This window comes from Pseudoruegeria sp. HB172150, from assembly GCF_013184805.1.
Taxonomy (GTDB): domain Bacteria; phylum Pseudomonadota; class Alphaproteobacteria; order Rhodobacterales; family Rhodobacteraceae; genus Psychromarinibacter.
Map to the genome: position 1 here is coordinate 20954 of NZ_JAATNG010000005.1, position 23399 is coordinate 44352.

Sequence of the window (23399 nt, forward strand, 5' to 3'; positions counted from 1 at the left end):
ATGGATCTGCCAAGCTACCTTCCCGGTTTTCTCGCCGCCTACGGCATCCTGATGATCGCGGCGCTTTCGCCTGGGCCTGCGGTGGCGATGCTGCTGGGCATCTCAATGAGCCAGGGTCGCGGAGCTGCGCTGATAACGACTTTCGGCATCGCCTGTGGCAGCGTGATGATCAATATCGCGACGCTGATCGGCGTCGGGCTGCTGCTGAGCCAGGCCGCCTGGGCGATGCAGATCCTGCGGTTCATCGGTGCGGGATATCTGCTGTACCTCGCCTGGAGTTCTTTCAAGAAGGCGGGCTCGCCGCCGCCACTGACGCCGATTGCGACCACGCGACACGGCTGGGGGCGCCTGTTCGCCGCCGGCTTCCTGCTGCAGGTCACCAACCCCAAGGCGATCGTCTTCTGGCTGGCTATTGCCAGTATCGGCGCGACCTCGGGCGGTGGCGCCGGGATCGTCCTGCTGTTCGTGCTGGGCGCGTTCCTGATCTCCTTCGGCTGTCACGGCGCCTGGGCCCTGCTGCTGTCGGCACAACCGGTCCGAGCTGCCTATACTCGCGCCCGGCGCGGGATCGAAGCGGCGCTGGGAGCGTTCTTCTGTTTCGCCGCGTGGCGGCTGGCCACGGCCAAGGGGTAAGCCATGGATCTTGCAACCATCCTTGCCATCCTCGACGCCACGATGCGCTCGGCGACGCCGCTGCTGTTTGCCTGCCTTGCGGGGCTGTTCTCGGAGCGTGCCGGGATCTTCGACATCGGGCTTGAGGGTAAGCTGCTGATCTCGGCCTTCTTCTCTGCCTCCATCGCCGCGACAACCGGATCGGTCTGGATCGGGCTGTTGGCCGGCATCGCCTCTTCGCTGGTGATGTCGGGGATCCACGGTGTCGCCTCGATCACCTTCCGCGGCAACCAGCTGATCTCGGGTGTCGCGCTGAACTTCCTTGCCTCTGGCATCACCGTGGTGGTCGGCGAAAGCTGGTTCGGTCTTGGTGGCCGCACGCCGCAGCTGGAAGGCGCGGCGCGGTTCCAGCCGATCGAGCTGCCTTTCACGGGCGCGCTTTCGGGTGTGCCGGTGATCGGGCCGGTCTATGCGGAGCTGATCTCGGGCCACACGATCCTTGTCTATCTCGGCATCCTCGCGGTGGCGATGACCTGGTGGACGCTTTACCGCACGCGTTTCGGCCTGCGCCTTCGGGCGGTGGGCGAGAACCCGGAATCGGTCGACACCGCCGGCGTCTCGGTGCTTCGCCTGCGCTACACAGCTATCGTCATCACGGGCGTACTCTGCGGCCTAGGCGGCGCCTACCTGTCGACCGGCCTTGCGGCGGGTTTCGTCAAGGAAATGAGCGCGGGCCGTGGCTTTATCGCGCTGGCGGCGCTGATCTTCGCCAAGTGGCGGCCCTGGTACGCGCTTATGGCCTGCCTGCTCTTCGGCTTCCTCGAGGCGGTGGGTAACCGTTTCCAGAACATCGAATTTCTCGGGATCAACGTGCCGACGCAGTTCATGCAGGCGCTGCCCTATATCCTGACCGTCGTGATCCTCGCCGGTTTCGTTGGAAAGGCCATCCCGCCGCGCGCGGGCGGACAGCCCTATGTCAAGGAACGCTGAGGACCTTGCCGCCCTTGTCCGCGAACGGGCAGGGGACGCGCCGCCCAAGGTCGGGCTGATCCTCGGCTCCGGCCTCGGCCATCTGGCCGAGGCGGTGAACGGGGTTTCCATCGATTACACCGACCTGCCGGGCTTTCCCCATGCGGGCGTCAGCGGCCACAATCCGAAGCTGGTGATCGGCGATCTGGAGGGTCAGCGCGTCGCTGTGCTGGGCGGCAGGGCGCATTACTACGAAAGCGGGCGCGGCGATGCGATGCGGCTGCCGCTGGAGGTGCTGAAGGCGCTGGGTGCCGGGACGCTGCTGTTGACGAATGCCGCGGGCTCTTTCCGGCCGGACATTCCGCCGGGCGACCTGATGCTGATCGCTGACCACATCAACTTTTCCGGCCTCAACCCACTGATCGGCGAGCCGACGGATGCGCGGTTCGTGCCGATGATGGATGCCTACGACCCGGCGCTGCGCACGGCCCTGCTGCAGGCGGCGTCCGACGAGGGCATCGCGCTGGCGGGTGGTGTCTATGCCTGGTACTCCGGCCCCAGCTTCGAGACTCCGGCGGAGATCCGGGCGATCCGGACGCTGGGCGCCGACGCGGTCGGCATGTCGACGGTACCGGAGGTGATCCTGGCCCGTTTCCTCGGCCTGCGATGCGCGGCGATCTCGACCATCACGAACATGGCGGCGGGCCTTAGCGAAGAGGCGATCAGCCACGAGCACACGAAGGCCATGGCACCGCTTGGCGCCGGGAAGCTGGAGCGCATCCTGCGCCGGTTCCTGAGGGAAATGCCACAGGTATAAAAAAGCTTCATACCCGGGCGCGGTTTTGTATGGGCGGGGGATTTGACTATGCCTCCCGAAAGTGGGCATCTGGTCATCAGCCCCTGAGCCAACCGGGTGACGATGCAGATTTATCTCCCCATAGCCGAGGTGTCGGTGAACGCCTTCCTCCTGTTAGGGCTGGGCGGCTTCGTGGGGATCCTCTCGGGCATGTTTGGGGTCGGCGGCGGCTTTATCCTGACGCCGCTCCTGTTCTTCATCGGTATCCCGCCGGCGATCGCCGTGGCGACACAGGCGAACCAGGTCGTGGCCTCTTCGCTGTCGGGCGTGCTGGCGCATCTGAAACGCAAGACAGTCGATTTCCGAATGGGCTATGTCCTGCTGGCCGGCGGTATCGTCGGCTCGGCGGCCGGGGTGCAGATATTCGCCCTCATGCGGCGGCTGGGGCAGGTCGATCTTCTGGTGAACCTGTTCTACGTGATCTTCCTTGGCATCATCGGTGCATTGATGTTGATCGAGGGGCTGAACGCCCTTCGCAAGTCCCGCAAGGGAGGCACTACACGGCGCAAGCATACCTGGTCGCAGGGTCTGCCGATGAAGATGAAGTTCCGGACCTCGGGGCTCTACATCTCGGTCATCCCGCCCGTGCTGGTGGGGGTGATGGTCGGAGTCCTGTCAGCGATCATGGGCGTTGGCGGCGGCTTCATCATGCTGCCGGCGATGATCTATATTCTCGGTATGCCGACCAAGGTCGTCGTCGGCACATCGCTGTTCCAGATCATCTTTGTGGCCGCCTTCACCACGATGATGCACGCGATCACCAACAACACGGTGGACCTGCTGCTGGCGCTGCTGCTGCTGATCGGTGGCGTCGTTGGCGCCCAGATCGGTACTGCGCTGGCCGTACACCTGCGCGGTGAATCGCTGCGTATCCTGTTGGCGGTCATCGTGCTAGTGGTTTGCGGCAAGCTGGCGCTCGACCTGCTTATCGAACCGGCGGAATTGTACTCGGTCGCACCGGAGGTGCCGGAATGATACGGTACCTGCTGGCATGCCTTTTGTTAGTCGCAATCGCCGCTCCGGCGGGCAGCGAAACCGTGGTCGCAGGGCTCAGCCAGAACCGTATTTCGATCACCGCGAATTTCGACGGATCGGAGATCCTGATCTTCGGCGCCGTAAAGCGTTTCGAGCCGATCCCCGAAGGCGCCGAGCCTCTGCAGATCGTGATCACTGTCGCCGGTCCCTCGGTGCCTGTCACCGTGCGCCGAAAGGAGCGCGTCGCCGGGATCTGGGTGAACACCCAATCCGTCGATGTCGACCGGGCACCGGTGTTCTACGTTGTCGCGACCTCGGATCCGTTCTACGACGTGATGTCGAACGTTGAAGATCTGCGCCACAAGGTGTCGATCACCCGGGCGATCCGTTCCGTCGGTGCGCCCGCAGATATAGAGAACTCGACCGATTTCACCGCGGCGCTGATCCGCGTCCGAAGTCGCGAAGGCGTATACAAGCTGCAGGAAGGCACGGTGAACATCAGCGAAGAAACGCTGTTCAACACCTCCGTCGCGCTGCCCGCGAACCTGCACGAAGGTGACTACACCACGCGGATATTCCTGACCCGCGATGGCGTTGTCCTCGATCAGCTGGAGCGCGTTATCTACGTGCAGAAGGTTGGGCTGGAGCGCTGGCTGTTCAACCTGTCGACCGAGCAGCCATTCTACTATGGTATCCTGTCGCTGATCATTGCTGCCGCGGCGGGCTGGGGCGCCTCCGCCGTGTTCCGTTACCTCAAGAGCTGACCCGCGTCAGGCCAGACCTTTGGATCCCATCGCCAGGAACTTCTTGCGGCGGTCGTTGATAAGGGCCTTGCGATTCTTGCCGGACATCTCTTCCAGAAGCCCCTTGATCGTCTTGCGGACGTTTGTGGTGACCGACGGGCGATCCCGGTGCGCGCCGCCCAGCGGTTCGGGAATGATGCGGTCGATCACGCCCAGTTTCGAAAGGTCCTGCGCGGTCAGCCGAAGTGCCTCTGCCGCCTCGCGCATCTTCTCGGAGTCCTTCCAGAGGATCGAGGCGCAGCCCTCGGGAGAGATCACCGAGTAAATCGAATGCTCAAGCATGGCGATACGGTTTGCGGTGGCAAAGGCCACTGCTCCGCCGGAGCCACCCTCGCCGATGATCACGGACACCATCGGCACGCCCAGCCGCAGACAGGTCTGGGTCGACCGCGCGATCGCTTCAGACTGGCCGCGCTCCTCGGCGCCTTTTCCGGGATAGGCGCCGGGCGTATCGACCAGCGTGATCACCGGCAGGCCGAACTTGTCGGCCATCTCCATCAGGCGGATCGCTTTGCGGTACCCTTCGGGCCGGGCCATGCCGAAATTGCGCTCAATACGCGTCTTGGTGTCATGCCCTTTCTCGTGGCCAATCACCATCACCGGCGCGTCCTCGAACCGGGCCAGCCCGCCCATTACGGCGTGGTCGTCGGCAAAGTTTCGATCGCCCGCGAGCGGCGTGTACTCGGTGAACAGCGCCTCGATGTAATCCTTGCAATGCGGCCGGTCTGGATGCCGTGCAACCTGACACTTCCTCCAGGGATCGAGCCCCTTGTACAGGTCTTTGAGCATCGAGGCGGCTTTCTTGTCCAGCGCCTCGGCCTCCTTGCCCACGTCCATTTCCTCGTTGCCGCGCGCCAGCGCGCGCAGCTCTTCCGCCTTGCCTTCGATTTCGGCCAGCGCCTTTTCGAATTCGAGGTAGTGGGTCATTCGGGGTCCTTGAGTGGCTTCGCGGGCTATATGAGGCCGTTAAGGTCACAATGCAACGTCAGACCGAGCGCGTGATACCCCCATCGATACGGAAGTTCTGCCCGGCGATATAACTCGCTTCGTCCGAGGCGAGGAAGGCAATCAGCGCCGCGACCTCTCCGGACTTGCCGACACGGTTCAGAGGCACGGTCGACAGGCGGTCCTCTGACTGCGGCAGCGAATCGATGAATCCGGGCAGTACGTTGTTCATGCGGATGTTGTCCTTGCCGTATCGGTCGGAGACCATCTTGGCGAAGCCGCCCAGCCCGGCGCGGAACACGGCGGAGGTGGGAAATCGCAGATCGGGTTCGAACGCCGCGAAGGTCGAGATGTTGACGATCGCGCCGCCGCCATTCGCGGCCATGATGGGCACAACGATCCGCGTCGGACGGATCACGTTCATCAGGTAGACATCCATCGCGAGGTGCCAGTCCTCGTCGGGGATCTCCAGCAGATCGCCCTTGGGCCCGTGACCGGCGGAGTTGACCAGCACGTCGATGCGGCCCCATTCCGCCATCGCCCTGTCGGCCAGTTCCTGATGCGACGCGGTTTCGAGGTTTGAGCCGGTCACGCCGATGCCGCCCAGTTCCTTCGCCAGCGCCTCGCCCTTTCCCGAACGGGACAGGATCGCGACGTGGAAGCCGTCGGCGTGCAGGCGGCGTGCGGCGTCGGCGCCCATGCCGCTGCCGCCGGCGGTGATCAGGGCGACTTTCTGGTCGGTCATGTGGTGTCTCCTTGGGATGGTGCCGGGAAACTGGCACCGTGGCGCCGGGGCTGCAAGTCGGCAAGATTTGTGAATGCGGGGTCCGGCAAGAAGGGGCCGGAACGAAACGGAGGTCGGCGCGGATGGCGGCGGATTACGAGAAACGGTTGCTGCGGGTGCTGGATTACATCCATGAGCATCCCGACGGCGACCTGTCGCTGGACGCGCTGGCGGAGGTGGCGGCGATGTCGCGGTTTCACTGGCACCGCGTGTTTCACGCGGTCACCGGGGAAACGTGTCTGCGCGCGGTGCGCAGGCTGCGGCTGAACCGTGCGGCGGGCTGGCTGGTGCAGACAGACTGGCCCATCGCCGAGGTGGCAAAGCGGGCGGGATATCCGAACGTGCAGAGCTTCACCCGCATCTTTGCCGAGGCTTATGGGCTGACCCCCGGTGCGTTCCGGAACCGCGGCGAGCTGCGCTTGCCGCTTCTGAAACCGGAAAAAGGAACTTACCCCGTGTACCCCATCGACATTCAGACCCAGCCTGCGCGGCGGCTGGCCGCGCTGCCCCACAGGGGCGATTTCATGAACGTCTCGAATGCCTTCGAGAAAGTGATGGCGATCTTCAACTCGCGCGGGCTTTGGCCGCATGCGCAGGGCATGGTCGGCGTCTATTACGACGATCCCGAGGCCGTGCCGGAGCCCGAACTGCGCAGCCACGCAGGGCTGGCCGTGGACGAGGCGGCGGAACTGGGCGAGCCGCTGGAAGAGGTACGGCTGCCCGAGGGGCGCTATGCCGTCATGCACTACAAGGGGCCGTACCCCGGGCTGAAGGCGGCGTACAAGCACCTCTACGGGGTCTGGGTGCCCGAGAGCGGCGAGGAGCTGGGGGATCACCCGCCGATCGAGCTGTACCTCAACTCCCCCGCCGAGGTGGCGCCGGAGGACCTGCTCACCGATGTCTGCGTTCCGCTGAAGTAGTCAGTGCAGCAGCACCGGCACCAGAGACAGCACCAAAAGCCCCGCCATCGTCCAGTTGAACGTGCGGATGCGGGCGGGGTTGCTGAGAAGGCGGCGGGCCTGCTGGCCTGCCGCCGTCCACACGCTGATGACCGGGATCGAGATCAGGAAGAAGGTCGCGATCACGATGCCGACCGCCGTGAGGTCCCGGCCCGGTGCGTAGAGCGTGATCGCCGCCAGCACCATCGACCATGCCTTCGGGTTGACCCATTGGAATAGTGCTGCCTGCAGAAGGGTCATCGGCCTGCCGGTGGTGTCGCGGCCTTCCGGCGGCGCGGCGTGCGCGATCTTCCAGGCCAGCCACAGGAGGTAGGTCACGCTCGCCGCTTTCAGCACGGTGTAGAGCACCGGAACCGCGTCGAAGGCCCGCATCAGGCCCATGCCGACCAGCAGGATCATCACCGCCATCCCGCAGGCGATGCCCAAGATATGCGGCACCGTGCGCCGGTAGCCGAAATTGGCGCCCGAAGCGAGAAGCATCAGGTTGTTCGGCCCAGGTGTGCCGGTCTGCACCAGCGAGAACAGGGCGAGGGCGGGAAGGTACTGCATGTCCATGCGCGCAATGTTTCACGGTTCTAGCCGTATGTTGTTGCAGATTGCGCGGATTGGGGGCTATTTCTGCAATCCATGGCGAAACTCGACCGTATCGACGATCATATATTGCAAGTTCTGACTCGCGACGGCCGGATCAGCAACCTGCACCTTGCCGCGCAGGTCGGCCTGTCGCCGTCGGCCTGCCTGCGCCGGGTACAGGAACTGGAACGCTCCGGCGTGATCAAGGGCTACCGTGCGGTGCTGGACCGGGCGCGGCTGGGCCACGGCTTCGTCGCCTATGTCGGTGTCGGCCTGTCGGACCACGGAAGCGCGGCGCTCGATGCCTTCGAGCGCGCCATCGCGGCCGCGCCGGAAGTGCGTGAGATGCACAACACCACCGGCACCATCGAATACCTGCTGCGGATCGAATGCGCCGACCTTGCCACCTATCAGCGCTTTCACCGCGAAGTACTGGGCGCGCAGCCGATGGTCAGCGCCATCACCACCTATGTCATCATGGACAGTCCGAAGGACGAGCGGGCCTAGGCCTGCAGCATCTCCGCCTGCCGCACGATCACCTCGGCCTGCTTGATCGACGCGATGTCGACCAGCCGGCCCTTGTAAACGGTCGCGCCGGCGCCGCTGGCCTTGGCCTCTTCCATCGCGGCGAGGATCTCGCGTGCCTCCGTTACCGCCGCTTCCGACGGAGTGAAGACCTGGTTCGCAAGCGCCACCTGCTTCGGATGGATCGCCCATTTGCCGACCATCCCGAGCGTCGCAGATCGCTTCGCCTGCGCGATGAAGCCGTCGTCGTCGGAAAAGTCGCCGAACGGTCCATCCACCGGCAAAACGCCATGGGTCCGGCACGCTGCGACGATGGCCGCCTGCGCCCAGTGCCACGGGTCGGGCCAGTATTTCTGGCCCTCGCGGATCATGTAGTAATCCTCCTGCGTGCCGCCGATGCCGGTCGTCTGCATCCCCATGGAAGCGGCGAAATCGGCCGCGCCGAGGCTCATGGCCTCAAGGCGCGGGGAGCCGGCGGCAATCTCCTCCACATGCGCTATGCCGGCTGCTGTCTCTATGATGACTTCGAATTTGATCGGTTTTCTGCGCCCCTTCGCCCGCTCGACCGCGGTCACCAGCGCGTCGACGGCATAGAGATCGGAGGCGCAGCCGACCTTGGGGATCATGATCTGATCCAGCCGGTCGGAGGCATTCTCCAGCAACTCCACCACGTCGCGGTACCAGTAGGGTGTATCGAGCCCGTTGATGCGGACTGAAAGCGTCTTGCTGCCCCAGTCGACATCGCCAATCGCTTGGATGATGTTCTGCCGCGCCGCGTTCTTGTCGTCGGGCGCGACCGAATCCTCCAGATCGAGGTTGATCACGTCCGCCGCGCTGGCCGCCATCTTTTCGAAGATCGCGGGCCGCGAGCCGGGGCCGAACAGCTGGCAGCGGTTCGGGCGGGCCGGGGCGGCGGGCTGGACGCGGAAGGACATGCGAATCTTTCGGTAACAACGTTTCGTATTCTGCCTGACCGTCGATATATTCTTGCTTTGCGGCCTGCAACCCGGTTTCTGCGCCGCGCCAGCCTTCTGATCCGGCTCGACAATATCGCCATCGGGCTAGGTGAGGTTACACGCACCGGACTCCGCCCGCGACATGCGGCGCGTCCTTGCGCAGGCGTGGGAAGATTTTGTGCAAATGGCGACGGGATGAGCGATTTCTTCGACGATTTCCGCCATTCTCCCGTGGGTTTCGGCAGCAATTCGTGCCGCCGGTAACGATACTCGGCCGGATCAAAGGAGATTCGTAAATGATTGAGACCCCCTATCTGCTGTTCCTCGGCGATGCGCCGGACCAACTGGCCGCCAAGGTGGCGCAGGGCATCAAGGACTGGCGCCCGCAATATGCGCTGGGACAGTTCCGGATGGAGGGCTGCAAGGCCGATCTGAAGATCGCCGATATGTCGCTGGCGCAGGCGAAGGAAGCCGGCGCCAAGACGCTGGTGATCGGTGTCGCGAACCGGGGCGGCGTGATTTCTCAGGCCTGGAAGAAGGTACTGGTGGCGGCGTTGGAGGAAGGTTTCGACCTCGCCTCCGGTCTGCACAACCTGCTACGCGACGAGCCGGATCTGGTAGCCGTGGCCGAATCTTGCGGCCGCAAGCTGCACGACGTGCGCGTGCCGTCGGTCAAATACCCGATCGCGAACGGCCTGAAACGCTCCGGCAAGCGCTGCCTCGCTGTGGGCACCGACTGTTCCGTAGGCAAGATGTACACCTCGCTTGCGATGGACAAGGTGATGAAGGCGCGCGGCCTGAAATCCTCGTTCCGCGCCACCGGCCAGACCGGTATTCTGATCACTGGTGACGGTGTGCCTCTCGACGCGGTGGTCGCCGATTTCATGGCTGGATCTATCGAGTACCTGACGCCCGACACCGACGACGATCACTGGGACATGATCGAGGGGCAGGGCAGCCTGTTTCACGTTTCCTATTCGGGCGTGACCATGGCGCTGGTCCATGGCGGCCAGCCCGATGCGCTGGTCCTGTCGCACGAGCCGACCCGTCCGCACATGCGCGGGCTGCCGGGATATGAATTGCCGTCGCTCGAGGCGCTGCGCGACACGGCGCTGCCGCTGGCGCGGGTAGCGAACCCGGCCTGTGAGGTCATTGGCATTTCGGTCAACACCGCCGCTATGAGCGAAGATGAAGCGCTGTCCTACCTTGAAGGTGTCGAGAAGCGGATGGGCCTGCCCACGGTCGATCCGTTCCGCCAGGGCGCCGACCGCCTATGCGACGCGCTGCTGGCAGTTTGAATATTCATGCCTCCGGCGGAGGTATTTCCGACGAGAAGAAGCAGGGGGACGGGGCATGAAACTGACCGTTAGCCGCGACACGTTCAGGCTGGCCGAGGCCTTTACCATCAGCCGCGGATCGCGCACCGAGGCCAAGGTTCTTTCGGTGAAGATCACCGAGGGCGGCGTGACCGGCTGGGGTGAATGTGTCCCCTATGCCCGCTATGACGAGACGCTGGACAGCGTCGCGACGGAGATCGGGGCGCTGCCGGAGCGGTTCACGCGGGCAGAGCTGCAGGAGCTGATGGAGCCGGGCGCGGCGCGGAATGCCGTTGACTGTGCTTTGTGGGATCTGGAGGCGAAGGCAGCCGGGAAACGTGCTTGGGAGCTGGCGGGACTGGCGGCGCCGGGGCCTGTGATCACCGCCTATACGCTTTCGCTCGACACGCCGGAGCGGATGATGGCGTCGGCGGCGAAGCACGCCTGGCGGCCGCTGCTGAAGATCAAGCTGGGGACCGAGGACGACATGGCGCGGCTGGAGGCGGTGCGCGCGGGGGCGCCGAAGTCGCGGATCATCGTCGATGCCAACGAGGGCTGGACGGCGGAGGTCTACACCGAGCTCGCGCCGCATATCCTGCGGCTGGGCGTCGAGATGGTGGAACAGCCGCTGCCATCGGGCGCGGACGACATGCTGGCCGAGATCGAGCGGCCGCTGCCGGTCTGCGCCGACGAGAGTGCCCATGCCCGCGACACGCTGGCGGGGCTGAAGGGCAAGTACGACATGGTCAACGTCAAGCTCGACAAGACCGGCGGGCTTACCGAGGCGCTGGCGATGCGGGACGAGGCGGAGCGGATGGGCTTCTCGATCTTCGTCGGCTGCATGGTCGGCTCCAGTCTGGCAATGGCGCCGGCGGTGCTGGTCGCGCAGGGGGCGCAGGTGGTCGACCTGGACGCGCCGCTGCTGCTGGCCGAGGACCGCGACGTGCCGCTGGTTTATGACGATGCCGGGGTGCATCCGTCGGACGCGGCCTTGTGGGGGTGACGGGCGTCCCGAAGCCGGCTCGGTGGGCCGTTTTCAGGGGGCTGACGAGGACCGCTTGAAAAGCGTCCCCATGGGGACGCCTTTCAAGTCATTGATTTCAGGCGTGTTAGCGCAAACGTCTGGTGAGGACGGTGCGAGCGCGGCCTAGTTCCCGCCGATGCTGACCCGGTCGCACCTGGTGCGATCCGGAAGGCAGATAGGTTCAGGCGGGCCTTGTGCACGTTCTTGCAGACCTGGCCCTTGTTGTTCGGGTCCGTGCTGTTGCATTCAGCTTTCAGGTTATCGTCGATGAAGTCGCAGATGATGTCGGTGCCGGGGATGCCTTCGACCTCGTAGCAATAGACGTCATTGCCGTGGCTTCCCGCCGCCCGGGCAGGCGCGGAAACGGCGAGGCTGCCGAAAATCGCGGCGGTGCAGAGGGCGGGGAGGGAAAGGAAGGAGCCACGCATGGTTGGTGTCTTTCCTCATAAGGGTCAGACACCGTTGAGTCGGGCATGGCAATCGGACGGTTCGATTCAGAGGCTGAGGCCGCACCGGTCGTGCAGACGAAGCGGTCAAATCCACGGGTGCGGGCTTTTCGTCAGACGCTCAGCCCGACCGCCTTGCCGATCTGCCAGCCGGTATCGACCGCCTGATACAGGGGACGCGGCGGATGCATCTCTACATTCACCTCTCGCTGCATCCAGCTCTGCTCCTGCAGCCGCATCAGGGAATGGGACAGCGCGCGGTCGGTGACCGACGGAAGCTTTCGCTTGATGTCGGAGAAGTACATCGGCGTGGTCGTCACGCCCAGCACCGGAACGGTCCACACCCGGCGGAGAAGGTCGGATCCCTCGGTGTCCGGCACGAGCGCGTCGATCGTCTGCGCCGTCACCGCCAGTGCAGTCCCTTTTTCGGTCAGCCGGAATTCGGGCCGGAGCGGATGGCCGTGCCCGGGATTCCGTTCCAGCAAGCCTAGATCCACCAGGTGTTGCAGGCTCTGTGCAAAGCCCGTCCGGTTCGCACCGGCAGCGGCCAGAAGTGGCGCCTGCCGGCCCGGAACGCCCTGCTGCATCAGGGCGAGGATTTTCAGCGACCAGGCTCTGGACGTCAGCTTGACAAGAATTCTTATGTCCATAATGTATATTATATATAGATTCTAAAACAGAGGAAGTGCGATGTCAGTCATCACACTCGAAAAGACGATTACCCTCGCCTTGTCGGTGAGCGACAGGCACGCCAGCGCGGACTGGTATTCCGATCATCTGGGGTTTGACCTTCTCTACCACGCCGACGAGGCGGGATGGTCGGAACTGCAGACCAAGACCGAGGGCGTGACCCTGGGACTCGGCGAACAGGCCAGCCCGACGCCCGGTAATACGGTGCCGGTCTTCGGTGTGGCCGACATCGCCGACGCGCGCAGCGCGCTGGAAGCGGTGGGCGTCCGTTTCGATGGCCCGACCGAGACGATCGAGGGCATGGTCAGCACGGCGACGTTCTATGATCCCGATGGCAATGCCTTGATGCTGGCGGAGGATCTGACGGGGCAGAGCTGAAATGCCTGGCGGCACCAAGCCTAATGGTGAACACGAGCCCGCCAGATATCCGCGAGACTGTATACGTTAAGGCAGATCGGATGCGGTGCTCTTTCTTCGAGAGCTTCAACCGGACAACAGAGGGTCACTTTCGGATGAGCAGGAGGCCATTCTCGTCGCGATGCCGTAACTGGCTGAGGAGCGCGACGAACTGCTCATCTGTGCGATAAAAGCTACCGTGAGTCTGTGGCGTGTGGAGCTGGCTGGCTCGGTGCTGCCTGCCATACGCCCGGACGTGCCGATGACGGGCTGGCGAGAAGCTCGACCCTACCTGTATCTGCTTTGGCCCGTTACTACAGAAACAACCAGATCTACGTTGACATCTGCCAATCCAAGTTAGAACAGTCGGTGACTGCTGTTCGCTCTCTTGGGCCCCAGGATCCCACCGGAGGCCAGTTGCCAGTGTAACCTGTTGTTCCATTGCGCAAATGGGTCATTCCCAAGGGGTTCAGGGCCGCAGAACTTGTAATGTTTCCTTTGTTATCAAGAGCCCAGCAAAATTCGGCTTACACCTCTGACCTGATACAGTTTTGACATGCTTAAGATGAATGGCCGAAGAGCTTTCCAGGTTCGCCACAGACTAAGATTTGCAGGTCAGATGTTCTGCCCGCCCTCTGCAGCTATAGTCGGTGCATATCACTACGAAAATGTGGGAGATATGGCTCTTGCGGCTGCTGGGCGGCAGCAATACTTTTCTGCGCTGGGAACAAGTTCACCCAATCCGGCCCTCCAGACCTGTGCAAATATCGACGCGTGGCCAGGCAGACCAAGGACATATGTCTGTGGTGGCGCAATCCTAACCGAAACCTTCATTCAGAAACTCCGAAAACGATTCTCTGACAATGCGCACCTGGTGGCTCTGATCGGCGTGGAAGTCGCGCGACAGGGTCCCGATTTGTCTGCCGAAAGCGTCGCTTTCCTGGAGAAGGCCCCGTATGTTTCCTTGCGAAACCGGGCCCAGTTGTCGGCAACGCGCTTGTCGGAGATTGCCGACAATGTGCGAACTCATCCCGATATCGTCTTCGCATTCCGGCATAACGAACGATTTGTGCCCGTGCCCAATGAGAATTCGGTCGCGGGAGTGAACATCGTAGGAGGAGCGGGATACGATAATGTCCGGACCGAAGCAGAAAGCATGGCCGTCCGTTCCGCACAGAGACGTTTTTTCAGAACTTTTGTAGAGAACGCATTGGACGATGGGCTGAAAGTCGTACACGTGCCATTTGCATTGAACGATGATATGGCTGCCCGAAAAATGCTGGATGGCCTGCCGGTTCAATTCGTGCCGTTCTCTGCGAACCCCGAACGGGTGTTACGAATGGTCAGCGGGTTTTCCAGATTTGCCCCAAGCCGATATCACGCGTTGATCTTTGGATTGTTGAGCGACTTGCCTCTTTCGCCGTTTCTCTATGCGCGGAAGAACTATTGGCTGTTTGAAGATTTTGTCGGCTCAGAAGTTCCACTCGGGTTTCGTGAGGCAATGCAAGGGCTGTCGGATGCTGAAATCGATACCTTTGCCGGGCGAAGGTACCAAATCGGCCCGGATACTACGGACCACCTGAAAGCGGCTGCTGCTGCGGAGCTCGAAACAGCATTCAGGTCAATGCAACAGTGACGATTTGCAGATATGTCCGGCTTTTTCCCTTCCGGCCATCGCTTGCTGTCGCAGCTTCGCTGCAATCGCCAGAAAGGCGAATGACTACGGTTAGCCGGTCATCGACCAAAGTGCCGCATATCGGAAGCGCCTGAAGCAGGTCTGCGGCGTTGGGCTCGGAGTCCTTCCTGGCTTGCGGTGTCCGATTTCCCGCTGTTCCGCCTTCGCTCGCCGTTGCACTGCTGCTCCCGGAAGGGTTTAGTTGCGGCGTTCATTACCTGAGTCCGCGACACGTTTCACGCTCGGCGGAACCGCGCACGAATGGAAGCTAGGAGGCCAGAGCGTGACAGAATCCCGGACCGAAGACGCGCACCAACCTGCGGCGGGGGAACTGTCTCGCAGCTATGGCACACTCAACCGAACCGCGCGGGCGATGCAGGCCAGGATGACCATGGGCGTTTCGCCCTACTCTGTCGCCAAAGCGTGGATGGACTGGTGGAACGATCTCGCAACGGCGCCGGGCCTTCAGGCAGAACTGGCACAGCGGGCGTGGGAGGGCCAGATCAAGGTGCTGAAGGGCCTCGCCGAGGACGAGGACGGCGTCTCTGCCGAAGACGGCGACCACCGTTTCGACGACGACGCGTGGGATGCCCTGCCGTACCGGCTGTGGAAGCACGCCTTCCTGGCAACGGAAGATTTCTGGGAGCGCGCCTCGCAGGGGACCGGGCGGCTTAGCCAGCATTCCGCGAGCCGGGTCGAATTCATGATGCGGCAGATGCTGGATGCGATGTCGCCGTCGAACAACCTGCTGCTGAACCCTGTCACGCTGAAGAAAACCGTCGAGACGGCGGGGATGAACCTGGTCCACGGCGCGCAGCTCTTTGCCAGCGATACTGTGGAGGACCTGTCCGAAGACGCGGAACTGAGCGAGGCGTTCCACGTCGGAGGCAACATCGCCTGCACCCCCGGAAAGGTGGTTTACCGCAACGAGCTGTTCGAACTGATCCAGTATGAACCGGTGACGGAAAAGGTGCACGCCGAGCCGATCCTGATCGTTCCGGCATGGATCATGAAGTACTACATTCTGGATCTCAGCCCGAGGAACTCTCTGGTCCGGCACCTTGTCGGGCAGGGTTACACCGTATTCTGCATTTCGTGGGTCAACCCGACGGCGGAGCATCGCGACCTGTCGATGGACGATTACCGCCGCCGCGGCGTGCTGGAGGCGCTGGACGCGGTCGGACGGATCTGCCCGGATAGCCGCGTCCATGCCTGTGGTTACTGCCTTGGCGGCACGATCCTGGCGATCGCTGCCGCGGCGATGGCGGGCAGGGGCGACGACCGGCTGGCGTCTGTCACCCTGATTGCGGCGCAGACGGATTTCTCGGAAGCCGGCGAGTTGATGCTGTTCGTCGACGAGACGCAGGTCGGATACCTGGAAGACCTGATGTGGGCGCAGGGCTATCTGGATCAGAGCCAGATGGCGGGGACTTTCCAGCTGCTGAAGGCGCGCGATCTGGTCTGGTCGCGGGTGATCCACCGCTACCTGATGGGCGAGAACGGACGCGAGTTCGACATAGGTGTCTGGGCCAAGGACGCGACGCGGATGCCCTACCGGATGCATTCGGAATACCTGCGCGGGCTTTTCCTTGAAAACCGGCTGACCGCGGGACGGTTCGCGGTCGAGGGCCGGGTGATCGCGCTGAAGGACATCAGCGCGCCGTTCTTCGTGCTGGGAACCGAGGAGGATCACATCGCACCGTGGCGGTCGGTCTACAAGGCGGCGCTGTTCACGGACGGCGACCTGACCTTCGTGCTGACCAGCGGCGGCCATAATGGCGGGGTGCTGAGCGAACCGGGGCATCGCGGACGCAGCTACCGGCTCGGCCACCGGGCGCCGGGCGTGACCTACATGGATCCGGATAGCTGGCTGCATTACCACGACCCGGCCGAAGGCTCTTGGTGGGAGGCGTGGACCGACTGGCTTCATGCGCGCAGTCCGGCGGAAATGACCGATCCGCCGGGGTTGGGCGCGCCCGACAAGGGCCTGCCGGTGCTCGATGAGGCGCCGGGAACATACGTTCGGCAGCGCTAGGCGCCCGTGCGCGGTTTCGTGGGAGGTGTACCGGACGATCCGCCCGGATAGCTGCCATGCACCTTGCCTTATGGCGCTTTGCGCAGTTCTGCGTTAGGACAGGTCCGCTTATCGGAGGTTAGCAGATGCCATACTACCGTTCCCGCACGACGACTCACGGGCGCAACATGGCCGGGGCGCGCGGCCTTTGGCGCGCGACGGGCATGAAGGACGAGGATTTCGGCAAGCCGATTATCGCCATCGTGAACTCGTTCACCCAGTTCGTACCGGGGCACGTACATCTGAAGGACCTTGGCCAGATGGTCGCCCGCGAGGTCGAGGCGGCCGGTGGCGTGGCGAAGGAATTCAACACTATCGCCGTAGATGACGGTATCGCGATGGGCCATGACGGCATGCTGTATTCGCTGCCGTCGCGCGAGATTATCGCGGACAGCGTCGAGTACATGGTCAACGCCCATTGCGCCGACGCGATGGTCTGTATCTCGAACTGCGACAAGATCACGCCCGGCATGCTGATGGCGGCGCTGCGGCTGAACATTCCGGTGGTGTTCGTTTCAGGCGGCCCGATGGAGGCCGGGAAGGTCACCTGGGAAGGCAAGGAAACCGCGCTGGACCTCGTCGACGCGATGGTCGCGGCGGCGGATGACAAGTATTCAGACGCGCAGGTAGAGGCGATCGAGCAGGCGGCCTGTCCGACCTGCGGGTCATGCTCGGGCATGTTCACCGCGAACTCAATGAACTGTTTAACCGAGGCGCTGGGCCTGTCCTTGCCGGGGAACGGATCGACCCTGGCGACGCATGCGGACCGGAAGCGGCTGTTCGTGGAAGCCGGACACCTGATCGTGGATCTGGCGCGGCGCTATTACGAGGGCGAGGACGCGTCGGTCCTGCCGCGCAACATCGCCACCTTCTCGGCCTTCGAGAATGCCATGTCGCTGGACATCGCGATGGGCGGGTCGACCAACACGGTGCTGCACCTGCTGGCCGCCGCGCATGAGGGCGAGGTGGATTTCACCATGGCCGATATCGACCGGCTGTCGCGCAAGGTGCCGTGCCTGTGCAAGGTCGCGCCCGCCAAGAACGACGTGCATATGGAAGACGTCCACCGCGCCGGCGGGATCATGGCCATTCTGGGTGAACTGGACCGGGCCGGGCTGCTGGATACATCCGTCAGTACGGTGCATGCGGGCTCGATGGCCGAGGCGCTGGAGCGCTGGGACGTCAAGCAGACCAAGGCGAATTCGGTGCACGAATTCTTCTCTGCCGCGCCGGGCGGTGTGCCGACGCAGGTCGCCTTCAGCCAGGACCGGCGTTACCCGAATGTCGATCTGGACCGCGAGACGGGTGTGATCCGCAATCGCGAGCATGCGTTCAGCCAGGATGGCGGATTGGCCGTGCTTTACGGCAACCTCGCCGAGGATGGCTGTATCGTGAAGACGGCGGGTGTCGACGAGTCGATCCTGAAATTCTCCGGCGCCGCGGTGATCTTCGAGTCGCAGGACGATGCGGTCAGCGGCATCCTCACCGGGAAGGTGAAAGAAGGCGAGGTCGTGCTGATCCGCTACGAGGGGCCGCGCGGCGGGCCGGGGATGCAGGAGATGCTGTACCCGACGTCCTATCTGAAATCGAAGGGGCTGGGGAAAGCCTGCGCGCTGGTGACGGATGGCCGGTTCTCGGGCGGGTCGTCGGGGCTGTCGATCGGTCACGTCTCGCCGGAGGCCGCCGAGGGCGGCACCATCGGGCTGGTGGAGCAGGGCGACATTATCGAGATCGACATCCCGAACCGGGTGATCAACCTTGCCGTGGATGACGCGGTTCTGGCGGATCGGCGCGCGGCGCAGGAGGCGAAGGGCTGGACGCCCGCGCAGCCGCGCAAGCGCAAGGTGACGACGGCGCTGAAAGCCTATGCGGCGCTGACGACCAGCGCGGCGAAAGGGGCCGTGCGGCAGGTCTGAGGAGGGGCCGCCGCCCTACACTTTTGCCATTTCGACCCACAATTGAACGAAGCGCTGCAGCCCGGAATAGCCGCGGAGCGGCCCGGGCAGCGCACGGCCGCCCCTACGGCCGGGCGCTTTGTTGACGTTTGCGCGGGGATTGTGGTCGTCCGGGGTGGCCTGGATAAAGTGAGGACCTCCCGGGAAAGAGCGCCCGCCCGCGGCCGTACGTTGCACTCGGGTGCTCGTAGGCTCATCGCCTTGGCCACAGAAGCGCTGCTGCGGTCAGGCCTGCAAACACCAGCGCTCCGGCCTGGTAGGCCCCGGTCCATCCCCAGCCAACGATCGCCGGCTGGCTGACGAAGGGCGAGGCAACCTGACCGAGATACAGCCCGGTGGTCAGCATGCCGGTGGCGAGGCCCCGGCGGGCCACCGGTGCGGTGCCGAGGACGAGGGCGATCAGGCTGGGCATCACGAGGCCGTAGCCGGAGGCGAGGCAGGCACCGGCCAGCATCAGCATCGGCAGGCCCGTGGCGAAACGGAAACTGGCGAAGCCCACCGCCATCAGGGCGAAGGCCAGCGCCAGCACGCGGGCGCGGCCGAGCCGGGCGGTGAGGGGGGCGAAGCTGAGCGCCAGGAACCCGCCGCAGAGCATCGCCGCGCCGAGGGTCCAGCTGGTTGCCATCGCCGGAGAAAGGCCGAGATGCTGGGCGTAGAACGGTGTCTGCGTCGGCAGGAAGAAGAACAGGATCGTGACGCCAAGCTGCAGGGCGGAGGCGGCGAGAACAGGGATCAGCCAGGGTGTGCCGGGTGCGGTTTCGGGCAGGGCGGCTGTGCCACTGGCGGCGGAGTTTCGGTCGCTCGTGCGTCCGAAGGCGACCCAGATCAGCGGCAGGACCAGGAACGCGGCGCCGTAGATCGCGAAAGGCAGGCGAGGTGACAGGCTCGCCAACCAGCCCGACAGCAGGATGAACACCAGCCCGCCGAAGTTCCGCACCGAGGTTTGTAGCCCCATGAAGGCGCTGCGTCGCGCGCCGTCGAAGCAGTCGCCGATCAAGGCGGACTGCGCCGTCATGATCGTTGCCACGCCGATGCCCATCAGCAGGCGCGCAGCGAGGGTCGCCTCGAGGCTGGGCAGCAGGGCGCCGGCGCCGCCGGTGATGGCGAAGAGCGCCACGCCACCGAGGAACATCGGTGCGCGGCCGATGCGGTCGCCCAGCCAGCCGGTGAACGGGGCGAAAAGTACCACCGCGAAGGATGGCGCCGGGACCAGCAGGCGGACGAGGAAATCGGCGTTCGGTGTGTCGGCGAACCGCGCAGCGAGGCCCGGCAGGGCGGGGCTGATCGTGTTGTTGGCGGTGATCACCAGCACTGCCGCGAGCAGCAATGACAGGGCGGCGGGGTCGGTCAGGAAGGAGTTGCGGTCGGATGCCTGTGCGGCGGGATCTGAAACTTGGGTCATGGTGTGCCAGCGGTTGATTCTTTGAGCTGGCAGGCATAATGCAAGTTAAAGTGAACTTGAGGTCAAGCATGAAAGACCTGGATATCTCCGAAGTCGCGAAACAGACCGGAATTCCGGCCTCGACCCTGCGCTATTACGACGAGAAGGGGCTAATCCGCTCGATCGGGCGGCGCGGCGCGAAACGGCTCTATGACCCGTCGGTGCTGGACTATCTGGCGCTGATTCAGCTTGGGCAGACGGCCGGGTTCAAGCTGACCGAGATCGCGGGCATCTTCGGGCCGGACGGGCCGCAGATTCCGCGCGATGCGCTACGAGACAAGGCGGCCGGGATCGAGCGGCAGATCAGGGAGCTGGAGGTGGTGCGCGACGGGCTGCGCCATGTCGCGGAGTGTTCGGCGCCAAGCCACCTGGAATGCCCGACCTTCCGCCGCATGATGCGGCTGGCGGCCGATCACCGGCGCCGGCACGGAGAGTAGCGTCAGGCCGGGTCGACGCCCGAAACGATCAGCGCCAGCGCCGAGATCAGGGCGATTGCCTCGGCATGGGTCTCGGTATCATAGGCGACGGTCAGCGCGTCCTCGCGCTTTGCTCTCGGGATCAGGGCCGCGCCGTCGGCATGGACCTGGCGGACGAAGCGGATGCGGGTCTCGAACGGGGCGGGGCAGGGCTGTTCCGGCTGACGGTCGGCGGCGCCGCGCACGGCCTCGGCCACCTCGGCCTCGATCAGGTCTCGGGAGGATTGCGGCGACAGGGCGTTGGCCGCCCCGGCGCCGATGGCCTTTTTGACCACGATGCGGCGTGTAGACGGGAACTGTTCCGCCATCTCTTCCGCCAGCCGGTCGTCGCCGCTGACGGCCAGCAGCGGTACGCCGATTGCCGCGGCATGCCCGGCGAACAGCGTCGGTTCGCCTGCGGTAACGCCGCCGATCTCGATCTTGGAAAACGCCTTGCCGCTGACCGTGTGGGACAGCACGCCGAACCGGCTGGCTGCGCCGTGCCAGCCGATCAGCACCATGCCGTCATGGTCCGGCTCGATCCCCTGCGCCATCGACAGGGGACGCGGCTTGCCCTGCACGATGCGCACGCGCGGATCGAGATCCTCGGCGATCAGATTGCGCATGGGCCCGTGGGAATCGGTCACCGTGATCTCGGTCGCGCCGCCGGCGAATGCGCCGCGGATCGCGGCATTCGCCTCTTCGGTCATCAGTCGGCGCGCGCGTTCGTATTCCGCGTTGCCGGGGCGGCCGTGGATGCCGTCGACGACGCCCGCGACCCCTTCGATATCGACCGAGATGAAAATGCGCATGGGAAGCCTCCGGCTGGGATCTATGACGCAATCAGGTATCTGCCTCCGTCCCGGTCGCGTCAACTGCGGGACCGCGTTGTAATTGCCGGAAAAAATGGCGGCCCAAAAACCCGACGTTGCGACCCGGCCGCTTTCCCCTTGACCCTGTGGCGGGAGTTGGACAGGACAGCTTGGGTCACAAGGAGTTTCCAGGCATGCGCACCGTCTACGTCAACGGCGAATATCTTCCCGAGGATGAAGCCAAGGTTTCCATTTTCGACCGGGGCTTCGTGTTCGCGGATGGCGTTTACGAGGTGACCTCGGTGCTCGACGGCAAGCTGATCGCCTTCGACGGCCATGCCGAGCGGCTGAAGCGGTCGCTGTCGGAGCTGGACATGCAGGAACCGATGACCACTGAGGACCTGCTGGAGATCCACCGGGAGCTGGTGGCGCGGAACGAGATCACCGACGGGCTGGTCTATCTGCAGGTCACGCGCGGCAATCCGGGCGACCGCGACTTTGCCTTCCCGGACCCCAATACGGTCAAGCCGACCGTGGTGCTATTCACCCAGTCGAAACCCGGGATGGCGGAGTCGCCGGCGGCGAAGGTCGGGATGAAGGTGATTTCGATCCCCGACATCCGCTGGCACCGCCGCGATATCAAGACGGTGCAGTTGCTGTACCCGTCGATGGGCAAGATGATGGCCAAGGCCGCGGGTGCCGACGACGCATGGATGGTCGAGGACGGCAAAGTGACCGAGGGCACCTCGAACAACGCGTATATCGTGAAGGGCGGCAAGATCATCACGCGGGAGCTGTCGGAGGACATCCTGCACGGCATCACCCGTGCCGCGGTTCTGGCCTATGCCAAAGAGGCGCAGATGGTGGTCGAGGAACGTGCCTTCACGGTCGACGAGGCGAAAGGGGCTGACGAGGCGTTCATCACGTCGGCTTCGGCCTTCGTGATGCCGGTGGTGGAGATTGACGGTGTGACGCTGGGCGACGGCAAGCCGGGCCGTGTGGCGACGCGGCTGCGCGAGTTGTATCTTGAGGAAAGTCTGAAGGCGGCTGTCTGAACCGACAGCTGCGTCAGGCAGGTTGGGCGCAAAACTCCCGACTCGCTACGCGCTTGCGCCCACTGGTGCGCCCGCAATGTGCGGCAAGGGCACGCAGTTCGTCCAGGGCAACGGGCTTCTGCAGGCGGTAGGCCACGTCCGATACGGCGAAATGCATTTCGCCGTTCGGGAACAGCGAGCTGCCGGTGACCAGAATGATCTCGGCCTCAGGGCGGAAGAAGCGGCTGAAATCCAGCACAGGGATCGAGGTCTCTCCTTCGATCATCAGGTCTGCGATGAGAAGGTCGAACTTCTCGCGGCTCAGCGCGTTCACCGCGTCTTCGCAAGTCAGGGCCAGTTCAAGCACATGGCCGTCTTCTTCCAGTGACTGCTGAAAAAGCTCTCCCAAGCTCGCGTCGTCCTCCAGAACAAGTATCTTCACTGCGCCGCCGCTCCCCGTCGGACCTTTGCGATTGCCAACGGGTAAGCTTAGCGGGTTAACAGTTGGTTAAGTGTGGAGTTGCGCCGTTTACCTCGGCGAATACTCGCCTATCAGTTGAAAATGAGCGAACGCAACGAGTAACCGCCGCCGACCATCGAACGGATCATTCGACGCTTTCGCGACTCGCTCGCACTGGAGTGGATCGTCGCGTAGATCGCGCCAAGCTGATGAGTGCTTAAATCCTCGGGATTCACGCCGTTGACATAGCGATGCAGGTCGCGGGAAACGTTTTCCAACAGTTGCGTGCGACCGTCTGCCTGTGCTCCCCCGGTAGCCAGAGCAAGCGCGACAGATAAGATCAACGTGCGGATCATTGCTTAATCTCCGTTCCTGTGGCCAGCGCGGCCTCGGCCTTCTCGATTTGCGTCCGCAATTGCAGGTTGACCTGATAATAATCGTCATCCGCCTGAAGAATCGAGTAGAGCCGGGCAACCGTGGCGCTGTCGTACCGCGACACATCGGCCTGGACGTCGTACTTTCGCATCTTGTTTTCCACCAGCGTGACAAGCTGCGAACTGGGCTCGGCGACTGCGGGAAGGGCCACCGCAATCAGGACCATTGTCAGCAGTGCTTTCATCTCAAACTCCTTGCCGGGAGTCTAACGCCCGGCCCTTTCTTGCGG

26 protein-coding genes are annotated in these 23399 nt (G+C 63.9%); 15 read left to right on the top strand and 11 right to left on the bottom strand.

From position 1 onward, the window contains the following. The 5 genes from HCO70_RS18730 (at window position 1) to HCO70_RS18750 (ending at window position 4176) form a co-directional block, all read left to right on the top strand. Complete coding sequence (locus HCO70_RS18730) at window positions 1-633, top strand: LysE family translocator (protein ID WP_253913382.1); 633 nt, start codon at window positions 1-3, stop codon at window positions 631-633. 3 nt (window positions 634-636) lie between these two features. Then, on the top strand, window positions 637-1602 hold the full coding sequence (locus tag HCO70_RS18735; RefSeq protein WP_172299039.1) for an ABC transporter permease: 966 nt from the start codon (window positions 637-639) through the stop codon (window positions 1600-1602). After that, entirely contained in the window at window positions 1586-2398 is an 813-nt protein-coding gene (locus HCO70_RS18740) for a purine-nucleoside phosphorylase (protein WP_172299041.1), read from the top strand. Before HCO70_RS18735 ends, HCO70_RS18740 begins: the two co-directional genes overlap by 17 nt. 102 nt (window positions 2399-2500) lie before the next feature. Next, a complete protein-coding gene (locus HCO70_RS18745; protein ID WP_172299043.1) occupies window positions 2501-3412 on the top strand; it encodes a sulfite exporter TauE/SafE family protein in 912 nt (303 codons plus the stop codon). Further along, window positions 3409-4176, top strand: coding sequence for a TIGR02186 family protein (locus HCO70_RS18750; RefSeq protein WP_172299045.1), 768 nt, complete (start codon window positions 3409-3411; stop codon window positions 4174-4176). Before HCO70_RS18745 ends, HCO70_RS18750 begins: the two co-directional genes overlap by 4 nt. A gap of 6 nt (window positions 4177-4182) precedes the next feature. Here the strand turns inward: HCO70_RS18750 and HCO70_RS18755 are convergent, their stop codons facing one another. Together HCO70_RS18755 and HCO70_RS18760 are read right to left on the bottom strand one after the other, a co-directional pair. Further along, window positions 4183-5142: an acetyl-CoA carboxylase carboxyltransferase subunit alpha gene (locus tag HCO70_RS18755; RefSeq protein WP_172299047.1), complete on the bottom strand. Its 960-nt coding sequence runs from the start codon at window positions 5140-5142 to the stop codon at window positions 4183-4185. Window positions 5143-5200: 58 nt separating this feature from the next. After that, window positions 5201-5905: an SDR family oxidoreductase gene (locus HCO70_RS18760; protein WP_172299049.1), complete on the bottom strand. Its 705-nt coding sequence runs from the start codon at window positions 5903-5905 to the stop codon at window positions 5201-5203. Window positions 5906-6027: 122 nt separating this feature from the next. Between HCO70_RS18760 and HCO70_RS18765 the strand changes: the two genes are divergently transcribed. Continuing rightward, window positions 6028-6864 carry a GyrI-like domain-containing protein gene (locus HCO70_RS18765; protein WP_172299051.1) on the top strand — a complete coding sequence of 279 codons (837 nt, stop codon included), beginning with the start codon at window positions 6028-6030 and terminating at the stop codon, window positions 6862-6864. Here HCO70_RS18765 and HCO70_RS18770 read toward each other — a convergent pair whose 3' ends face one another. Beyond that, complete coding sequence (locus HCO70_RS18770) at window positions 6865-7458, bottom strand: LysE family translocator (RefSeq protein WP_172299053.1); 594 nt, start codon at window positions 7456-7458, stop codon at window positions 6865-6867. It abuts the gene before it with no gap. A gap of 72 nt (window positions 7459-7530) precedes the next feature. Here HCO70_RS18770 and HCO70_RS18775 point away from each other — a divergent pair, with 72 nt between their 5' ends. Further along, window positions 7531-7983 (top strand): Lrp/AsnC family transcriptional regulator, encoded by a 453-nt coding sequence (locus HCO70_RS18775; RefSeq protein ID WP_172299055.1) that lies wholly within the window; start codon window positions 7531-7533, stop codon window positions 7981-7983. On the opposite strand, the gene HCO70_RS18780 is transcribed toward HCO70_RS18775, so the two are convergent. Beyond that, window positions 7980-8936 carry an L-malyl-CoA/beta-methylmalyl-CoA lyase gene (locus HCO70_RS18780; RefSeq protein ID WP_172299057.1) on the bottom strand — a complete coding sequence of 319 codons (957 nt, stop codon included), beginning with the start codon at window positions 8934-8936 and terminating at the stop codon, window positions 7980-7982. The genes HCO70_RS18775 and HCO70_RS18780 overlap by 4 nt on opposite strands. Before the next feature lie 317 nt (window positions 8937-9253). On the opposite strand from HCO70_RS18780, the gene dgcN reads away from it, so the two are divergent. Together dgcN and dgcA are read left to right on the top strand one after the other, a co-directional pair. Next, window positions 9254-10255 carry an N-acetyltransferase DgcN gene (gene dgcN / locus HCO70_RS18785; RefSeq protein ID WP_172299059.1) on the top strand — a complete coding sequence of 334 codons (1002 nt, stop codon included), beginning with the start codon at window positions 9254-9256 and terminating at the stop codon, window positions 10253-10255. Window positions 10256-10310: 55 nt separating this feature from the next. Beyond that, window positions 10311-11276, top strand: a complete 966-nt coding sequence (dgcA, locus tag HCO70_RS18790) for an N-acetyl-D-Glu racemase DgcA (RefSeq protein ID WP_172299061.1) — start codon at window positions 10311-10313, stop codon at window positions 11274-11276. An 83-nt stretch (window positions 11277-11359) separates the two neighbouring features. On the opposite strand, the gene HCO70_RS18795 is transcribed toward dgcA, so the two are convergent. Both HCO70_RS18795 and HCO70_RS18800 read right to left on the bottom strand, forming a co-directional pair. Beyond that, the gene (locus HCO70_RS18795) at window positions 11360-11725 is read right to left on the bottom strand and encodes a hypothetical protein (protein ID WP_172299063.1); all 366 of its coding nucleotides are present in this window, start codon (window positions 11723-11725) and stop codon (window positions 11360-11362) included. Between the two features lie 131 nt (window positions 11726-11856). Continuing rightward, window positions 11857-12393: a winged helix-turn-helix transcriptional regulator gene (locus tag HCO70_RS18800; protein WP_172299065.1), complete on the bottom strand. Its 537-nt coding sequence runs from the start codon at window positions 12391-12393 to the stop codon at window positions 11857-11859. A gap of 40 nt (window positions 12394-12433) precedes the next feature. Here HCO70_RS18800 and HCO70_RS18805 point away from each other — a divergent pair, with 40 nt between their 5' ends. From HCO70_RS18805 to ilvD, 4 genes are all read left to right on the top strand, one after another. Continuing rightward, window positions 12434-12811 (top strand): VOC family protein, encoded by a 378-nt coding sequence (locus HCO70_RS18805; RefSeq protein ID WP_172299067.1) that lies wholly within the window; start codon window positions 12434-12436, stop codon window positions 12809-12811. A 574-nt stretch (window positions 12812-13385) separates the two neighbouring features. Further along, window positions 13386-14465, top strand: a complete 1080-nt coding sequence (locus HCO70_RS18810) for a hypothetical protein (RefSeq protein ID WP_216665519.1) — start codon at window positions 13386-13388, stop codon at window positions 14463-14465. 322 nt (window positions 14466-14787) lie between these two features. Beyond that, a complete protein-coding gene (locus tag HCO70_RS18815; protein ID WP_216665520.1) occupies window positions 14788-16539 on the top strand; it encodes an alpha/beta fold hydrolase in 1752 nt (583 codons plus the stop codon). A gap of 125 nt (window positions 16540-16664) precedes the next feature. Continuing rightward, on the top strand, window positions 16665-18494 hold the full coding sequence (gene ilvD, locus HCO70_RS18820) for a dihydroxy-acid dehydratase (protein ID WP_172299071.1): 1830 nt from the start codon (window positions 16665-16667) through the stop codon (window positions 18492-18494). Window positions 18495-18726: 232 nt separating this feature from the next. Here ilvD and HCO70_RS18825 read toward each other — a convergent pair whose 3' ends face one another. After that, window positions 18727-19935 carry an MFS transporter gene (locus HCO70_RS18825; RefSeq protein ID WP_172299073.1) on the bottom strand — a complete coding sequence of 403 codons (1209 nt, stop codon included), beginning with the start codon at window positions 19933-19935 and terminating at the stop codon, window positions 18727-18729. Window positions 19936-20003: 68 nt separating this feature from the next. On the opposite strand from HCO70_RS18825, the gene HCO70_RS18830 reads away from it, so the two are divergent. Then, window positions 20004-20411 carry a helix-turn-helix domain-containing protein gene (locus tag HCO70_RS18830; RefSeq protein WP_172299075.1) on the top strand — a complete coding sequence of 136 codons (408 nt, stop codon included), beginning with the start codon at window positions 20004-20006 and terminating at the stop codon, window positions 20409-20411. A gap of 2 nt (window positions 20412-20413) precedes the next feature. Here the strand turns inward: HCO70_RS18830 and HCO70_RS18835 are convergent, their stop codons facing one another. Continuing rightward, window positions 20414-21241 (bottom strand): M55 family metallopeptidase, encoded by an 828-nt coding sequence (locus HCO70_RS18835; protein ID WP_172299077.1) that lies wholly within the window; start codon window positions 21239-21241, stop codon window positions 20414-20416. 194 nt (window positions 21242-21435) lie between these two features. Here HCO70_RS18835 and HCO70_RS18840 point away from each other — a divergent pair, with 194 nt between their 5' ends. Further along, entirely contained in the window at window positions 21436-22296 is an 861-nt protein-coding gene (locus HCO70_RS18840) for a D-amino-acid transaminase (RefSeq protein WP_172299079.1), read from the top strand. 13 nt (window positions 22297-22309) lie between these two features. On the opposite strand, the gene HCO70_RS18845 is transcribed toward HCO70_RS18840, so the two are convergent. From HCO70_RS18845 to HCO70_RS18855, 3 genes are all read right to left on the bottom strand, one after another. Further along, complete coding sequence (locus tag HCO70_RS18845) at window positions 22310-22717, bottom strand: response regulator (protein ID WP_172299081.1); 408 nt, start codon at window positions 22715-22717, stop codon at window positions 22310-22312. A 110-nt stretch (window positions 22718-22827) separates the two neighbouring features. After that, window positions 22828-23091, bottom strand: a complete 264-nt coding sequence (locus HCO70_RS18850) for a hypothetical protein (RefSeq protein ID WP_172299083.1) — start codon at window positions 23089-23091, stop codon at window positions 22828-22830. After that, complete coding sequence (locus HCO70_RS18855; protein WP_172299085.1) at window positions 23088-23354, bottom strand: hypothetical protein; 267 nt, start codon at window positions 23352-23354, stop codon at window positions 23088-23090. The genes HCO70_RS18850 and HCO70_RS18855 overlap by 4 nt, the downstream gene beginning before the upstream one ends. Between the last annotated feature and the right edge of the window lie 45 nt (window positions 23355-23399).